Origin of the sequence: Acinetobacter sp. YH12069 (genome assembly GCF_013419675.1) — a bacterium.
GTDB classification, from domain to species: domain Bacteria; phylum Pseudomonadota; class Gammaproteobacteria; order Pseudomonadales; family Moraxellaceae; genus Acinetobacter; species Acinetobacter amyesii.
This window is the reverse complement of record NZ_VOZS01000011.1, coordinates 144382-151117: the sequence shown is the minus strand read 5'-3', so window position 1 is coordinate 151117 and position 6736 is coordinate 144382. Positions and strand designations below refer to the sequence as shown.

The 6736-nt window shown below is 33.3% G+C and carries 4 protein-coding genes; all 4 read left to right on the top strand.

The window, feature by feature from the left end; all coding sequences use genetic code 11:
- Positions 1-477: 477 nt before the first annotated feature.
- From FTU16_RS10295 to FTU16_RS10280, 4 genes are read left to right on the top strand one after another with little or no spacing between them, the layout of a single operon-like run.
- On the top strand, positions 478-693 hold the full coding sequence (locus FTU16_RS10295; protein ID WP_180163197.1) for a helix-turn-helix domain-containing protein: 216 nt from the start codon (positions 478-480) through the stop codon (positions 691-693).
- Between the two features lie 33 nt (positions 694-726).
- A complete protein-coding gene (locus FTU16_RS10290; RefSeq protein WP_180163196.1) occupies positions 727-3786 on the top strand; it encodes a type I restriction endonuclease subunit R in 3060 nt (1019 codons plus the stop codon).
- A complete protein-coding gene (locus FTU16_RS10285) occupies positions 3780-5417 on the top strand; it encodes a class I SAM-dependent DNA methyltransferase (protein ID WP_180163195.1) in 1638 nt (545 codons plus the stop codon). The genes FTU16_RS10290 and FTU16_RS10285 overlap by 7 nt, the downstream gene beginning before the upstream one ends.
- Positions 5407-6687, top strand: coding sequence for a restriction endonuclease subunit S (locus FTU16_RS10280; protein ID WP_180163194.1), 1281 nt, complete (start codon positions 5407-5409; stop codon positions 6685-6687). The genes FTU16_RS10285 and FTU16_RS10280 overlap by 11 nt, the downstream gene beginning before the upstream one ends.
- The last annotated feature ends 49 nt before the right edge of the window (positions 6688-6736 follow it).

The window sequence follows — 6736 nt, the reverse complement described above, 5'->3', positions numbered from 1 at the left end:
TTCGCAAGAGATGCGATGGATGTCTGATGATTTGTAGTCATAAATTTAAGTCCCCACTTGTTTCTAAGTGGGGACTAAATTAAGGCTTATAGGATGAATTCAGAAGGTGTGTTCAGCGGACGCTTACTAAGCTCTATAGTTTTGTCAGTTTCGTAAAAACGAGAAAACCTGTGATTACTATAATTTATTTTCTTTTCTAAGAAACCAAGTTCAACAAGTTTCCGAAGTATTCTGTACATTCTCTGGCGATTAAAACGAGTCCGTTCTTTATCGGATAATTTAATTTCTAGCCAAAAATGATTAAATGTCCAGTGCTTAATAGTGTTTTCTTGAATAACTGGAAGAAAAACATCAAAAAGAGGCATTTGGGAGAGGTGCATAGGCTTCAATCATAATATTTAAAAAGAGGATTATAGTCCGTGGATATATAGTCATCAATTGGTAATAGTTCTATTTTTTGAACAGTTGATTCAAAATATGTCAGAACTTACAGTTTCTTTTGGTTTGAAGGTTCGGAAACAAAGAAAACTAAAAAAAATATCGCAAGAAAGACTAGCTTTGCTTTGTAATATTGACCGTAGTTACATGGGGCGAATTGAGCGTGGTGAGGTTAATTTAACTATTGAAAAAATATACGAATTAGCAAAATGTTTGAATGTTTCACCGAAAGATTTATTGCCAGATGATGTATGATTATCGAGTAAAGAAACATTAAAAGAGGGTTCCATGAAGTTCAATGAAGATGCTCGCGTAAAAATTCCAACAATTCTTCATTTAACAAGGCTTGGTTATAAGTATCTTTCTTTAAAAGAACATACATGGGATATGGAGTCTAATATTTTCCCTGAAATATTCTTGGAATCAGTAAGCCGAATTAACCCTTCATTTGAAAAAGATGATATTCAGAGAGCGTTACAAGATTTAAAGCTAACTTTAGATAATGATGATTTAGGGAAAGTATTCTTCAGCAAGTTGGTCAATCGTTCTGGTATCAAACTCATTGATTTTGAAAATATCAATAACAATACATTCAATGTTGTTACGGAGCTTACTTGTCAAAACGGAGATGATGAATTCCGTCCTGACATTACGATCCTAGTAAATGGTATGCCTTTAGTCTTTATTGAGGTGAAGAAACCAAATAATAAAGATGGTGTCTTAGCAGAAAGAGACCGAATAAATAAGCGTTTCCAAAACTCTAAATTTAAAAGATTTATCAACATTACTCAGTTCATGATCTTCTCAAACAATATGGAATACGACGATGAGGCTATTCAGCCAATCATGGGCGCTTTTTATGCTACTCCGTCGTATCACAAGCCAAGTTTTAATTACTTCCGAGAAGAAGAAATTTTTAATCTAACTTATTTACTTAGTCCTTTAGCTGAATCAGAAGAAATTCGTATTCTTAAAGACAATAATTTTGAGGTGATTAGAAATAGCCCTGAATTTATTACCAATAAAGATCCTAATAGACCTACCAACCGAATTTGTACTTCTTTGCTAAGCCGAGAGCGTTTAGCATTTATGTTACGTTATTCAATTGCTTATGTGGAAACAGAAAATGGTGTGCAAAAACATATCATGCGCTATCCACAACTGTTTGCAACTAAGGCAATTGAAAGAAAATTAGATGAAGGTATCCGTAAAGGAATTATTTGGCATACTCAAGGTAGTGGTAAAACTGCATTAACGTACTATAACGTCAAATTTTTGACGGATTATTATCAACGGAATAATGTAATTCCTAAGTTTTATTTCATTGTGGATCGACTTGATTTACTGCAACAAGCACAGAGTGAATTTGCAAGTCGTGGGCTCGTTGTACATACGATTAACTCTAGAGATGAATTTACTAAAGATATTAAGGCAACCAAGGTCATCCACAATAACAGTGGCAAACCAGAGATTACTGTCATTAATATCCAGAAGTTTGCAGATGATCCAACGATTGTGTCTACAAAGGATTACAGTGTTGATATACAGCGTGTTTACTTCTTAGATGAGGTACATCGTAGCTATAACCCTAAAGGTAGCTTTCTTGCAAATTTAGATGTTTCTGATCGTAATGCAATCAAAATTGGTCTGACAGGGACGCCACTATTAGGAACGGACTATAATTCAAGATCGCTGTTTGGAGATTACATTCATAAGTATTACTACAATGCTTCAATTGCTGATGGCTATACATTACGTTTGATTCGAGAGGATATTCAAACCAACTATAAAATTGCTTTACAAGAGGCATTAGCACAAGCAGAGGTTAAGCAGGGAGATGTCGATAAAAAAATTATTTATGCGCATCCAACTTTTGTAGAACCAATGCTGGATTACATTGTTCAAGATTTTGAGAATAGTCGTGGAGCTTGTAATGATTCGACTATAGGTGGAATGGTCATCTGTGATAGCTCAGAGCAAGCGAAACAGATGTTTGAGATTTTTAATGCAAAATATAAAAAAGACAATGATGTCACTAAGACAGATACATCTTATACAGAGCATCTAAAAGAAAAAAACAAGGTTAAATCTGCTGCACTCATTTTACATGATGTGGGTGATAAACAAGAGCGCAAAGATTGGATTGATGCTTTTAAAGCAGGAAAAATTGATTTTCTCTTTGTGTATAACATGTTGCTAACAGGTTTTGATGCTCCTCGATTAAAGAAGCTTTATATTGGTCGTGTGATCCGAGAGCATAACTTGCTTCAGGCATTAACTCGTGTGAACCGTACTTACAAGGATTTTAGGTATGGTTACGTTGTCGACTTTGCAGATATTCGAAAAGAATTTGATGCAACAAACAAAGCTTATTTTGAGGAATTGCAGGCGGAATTAGGCGATGAGATGGATAGCTATTCTCATCTTTTCAAATCTAGAGAAGAAATTGATCAGGAAATTAATCAATTAAAAGATTTGTTATTCCGTTTTGATACGGACAACATGGAGTTATTTACTGATCAAATTAAGGAAATTGCAGATCGTAAGAAGGTTCTAGAACTTAAGAAAAGCTTAGCCGATGCAAAAAGCTTATATAACCTGATGAGGTTACAGGGAGACTATGAGCAACTTAGATCTTTAGATTTTGAAAAGATCAATATTATGTTCCGAGAGACTAGTAATCATTTAGATATGCTGAATTTAAAAGAAAGTATTGAAAGTGGTGAGGACACTACAAATTTACTTAATTTAGCTCTTGAAGATGTGATTTTTAAATTTAAGAAAATTGCCGAGGAAGAATTAGTTCTAGCAGATCAACTCAAAGATACGTTACGTAAAACGAGAGAGGCTTTAGCGAGTAATTTTGACCAGCAAGATGAGAAATTTATCAGCTTAAAAGAAGAGCTCGAACGTTTGTTCAAAAAGAAGAAATTGAGCGAAGTCACCCAGCACGAGATGGTCGCCAATATTGGTACTTTGCAACAAATTCATGAGCGAATAAAAGAATTGAATCGTGCGAATAAGCAACTCAGTGATAAATATAAAGGGGACATTAAGTTCACGCGTGTGCATAAGAGACTGCATGAGCAAGGAGATATTTCAAAATCTGAAAGACAGATTTATGAAGCTTTGATCGGACTCAAACAGGATGCAGATGAGCGTGTGCTAGACAGTGAAAATGTACTAGATAACGAAGCTTACTTTGCTCGAGTGATGATGCCGAATATTATCAAGCGCTTTAAAAATGAACAGAACATTGCATTAAATCCAATGACAACACGGTATATTAACCAGCTTGTGGTAAATGAGTACCTCAAAGAGTTTAATGGTGGTTCAGGGCAATGGTAGAAGTTCAGTTTCAACAAAAAGTAAGAGAACTTATTGATGGATTAAAAGCCATTTGTGCAAGTAATGGTTTGGGCAATGATGGAAATGAATTTAAGATCATTACTCAAGTATTTTTGTATAAATTTCTGAATGATAAATTTGCTTATGAAGCTAAAAAAGTCGAACCGAGTTTAGCCCAAGCTGAAAAATGGGAAGATGTGCTTTCTAAAATGTCGGATGATAAGTTAGAGATGCTTGCATTACAAATGCCAGCAGATACAGCAATTCTCAAACCTCAGCACTTTATTAGCTACTTATTCAGCCAACAAAATGAACCTGATTTTTCAAAACTTTTTGATGATACATTAAGAGATATCTCTATTCAGAATAATGAGATTTTTGCGGTTCAAACCGATGGTGGTGCAAAAATCAAGCTATTTGATGAGCTTAGCCAGTTTATTAGTGATCCTTCTAAGCGTGATGAATTTTGTAAAGCGATCATTAATGAATTAGTAGAGTTTAGTTTTGAACGTATTTTTGATCAGAAGTTCGATTTCTATGCTTCTATCTTTGAATATTTGGTCAAAGACTACAACTCGAATAGTGGGGGTAAGTACGCAGAATATTATACGCCACATGCAGTCGCACGTATTATGGCAGAGATCCTTGTTCCCAAGGATCAACAGGGACAAGTAAAGAATGTGACTTGCTATGACCCAGCAGCAGGTTCAGGCACTTTGCTAATGAATGTGGCTCATGTTATTGGTGAAACTCGTTGTGCTATCTACACACAAGACATTTCTCAAAAGTCATCAAATTTATTACGTTTGAACTTAATTCTGAATAATTTAGTTCACTCTATTCCGAATGTAGTACAAGGTAATACCATGCTTCATCCTTATCATAAGGATGGTAACGAGCTTAAAAAGTTTGACTATATTGTTTCAAACCCTCCTTTTAAATTGGATTTTAGTGATTTTAGAGATGATCTCGATACTAAAGCAAATAAAGAACGTTTTTTTGCTGGCATTCCTAAAATTAAAGCTCGTTCCAAAGATAAAATGGAAATTTTCCAATTATTTTTGCAACATATAATTTATTCGCTAAAACCTAATGGAAGGGCTGCCATCGTTTTACCCACAGGTTTTATCACATCACAGACGGGTATTGATGTATCGATCAGAGAATATATTGTTAAAAATAAAATTTTGGCAGGTGTAATCTCTATGCCGTCAAATATCTTTGCTACTACTGGTACGAATGTCTCTATTTTATTTTTAGATGGTAATAGTAAAGATGATGTTATTTTAATTGATGCTTCTGATCTTGGAGAAAAAATTAAAGATGGAAAAAATCAAAAAACTATTCTGAATGGTGAAGAGGAAAAACTAATTATTGATACGTTTAATAATAAATCCTTTCAAGAAGGTTTTTCTATTTGTTTGAACTATGAGCAAATCCAGAAAAAAAATTATAGTTTTAGTGCAGGACAATATTTTGAAGTGAAATTCGATAATACTGATATAGGTGTAGAAGAATTTACTAATAAAATTAATGAAATGCAAAAGAATTTATCGATTCTGTTTAGTGAATCATCCAATTTACAGAGTGCAATAAGTCAACAGTTGAATGGTCTAAAATATGAATCGTAACTATTCTACTTTAACAAGTTTATTAAGTAAGATTGTTGATAATCGAGGTAAATCTGTACCTTTAGCAGATACAGGATTCCCTTTAATTGCTACAAACTGTATAAAGCACAGTAGTATTTATCCGACCTTTGAAAATATTCGTTATATTAATGAGGAGACTAAAGCAAATTTCTTCAGAGCTCATCCTGAGCCAAATGATATAATATTTGTGAATAAGGGTACTCCTGGGCGAGTATGCTTAGTCCCTGATCCAGTAAACTTTTGTTTCGCTCAAGACATGATGAGTTTTAGATGCGATCCAACTAAAATTGATTATCAGTATTTATTTGCTGTTTTGCGTTCAGAGTATATCCAGAAAACAATTGAAAATTATCATGTGGGGCTTGTTATTCCACATTTTAAAAAAAGTGATTTGGTGAATTTAAAAATTCCAAGATTAAAGAGTCGGAAAGAAGAATTATTAATAGGAGAGTTTTTTTTAAATGTTTTAAAAAAAATTGATACTAATGTAAAAATTGTCAGCCAGCTAAGTGAATTTCTTGTCTGTATTTATAATTTTTGGTTTAAACAATTTAATTTTCCTAATGAAAATAATAAGCCATACAAAGCTTTAGGGGGGGAATTAGTATTTAATCAAACATTAAATACTATGATTCCTAATAAATGGGAAGTTAAAAAAATCGGAGATATAACAAAAACTTGCTTAGGTGGAACTCCTAATACTAAGACTGATGAATATTGGAGTGATGGCGAAATACCATGGCTCAGCTCTGCAGAAGTTTCAAATTTTCCTATAACAAGTTCTTTGCAAAAGATTAGCAAGCTAGGATTAGAAAACTCTGCTGCTCAGCTATTACCAAAAGGAACTGTAGTTGTATCGATTGTCAGATATATAAGACCTTCTATTTTGGCATTAGATGCAGCAACTAATCAATCAGTAGTAGGTATTAGAGAGAACGAAGATTTAAAATCTTCATTTTTGTACCCTTATTTTCTGTCAGAAGTTCCTAGATTAATGAGCTTGAGAACAGGAGCGCAACAGCCACATATTAATAAAGGGATAATTGATAATAGTTTAATAGTAGTTCCTCCAAATAGTTTATTAAATAAATATTATCAAATTGTCGATCCTATGATTGAACAAATCAATAATCTAGCTTTTCAAAATAATTTATTGCAAAAGTCTCTAGATTTTATAATGCCCATGCTACTTAATGAGCAAATCTCATTTAAAGAGGCTGAAGCTCATATAGTAAAAATTTTAAGTTAAATAATGAGTATCTATACGACAAATTATGTCGTAGCATACTTTTATTTAG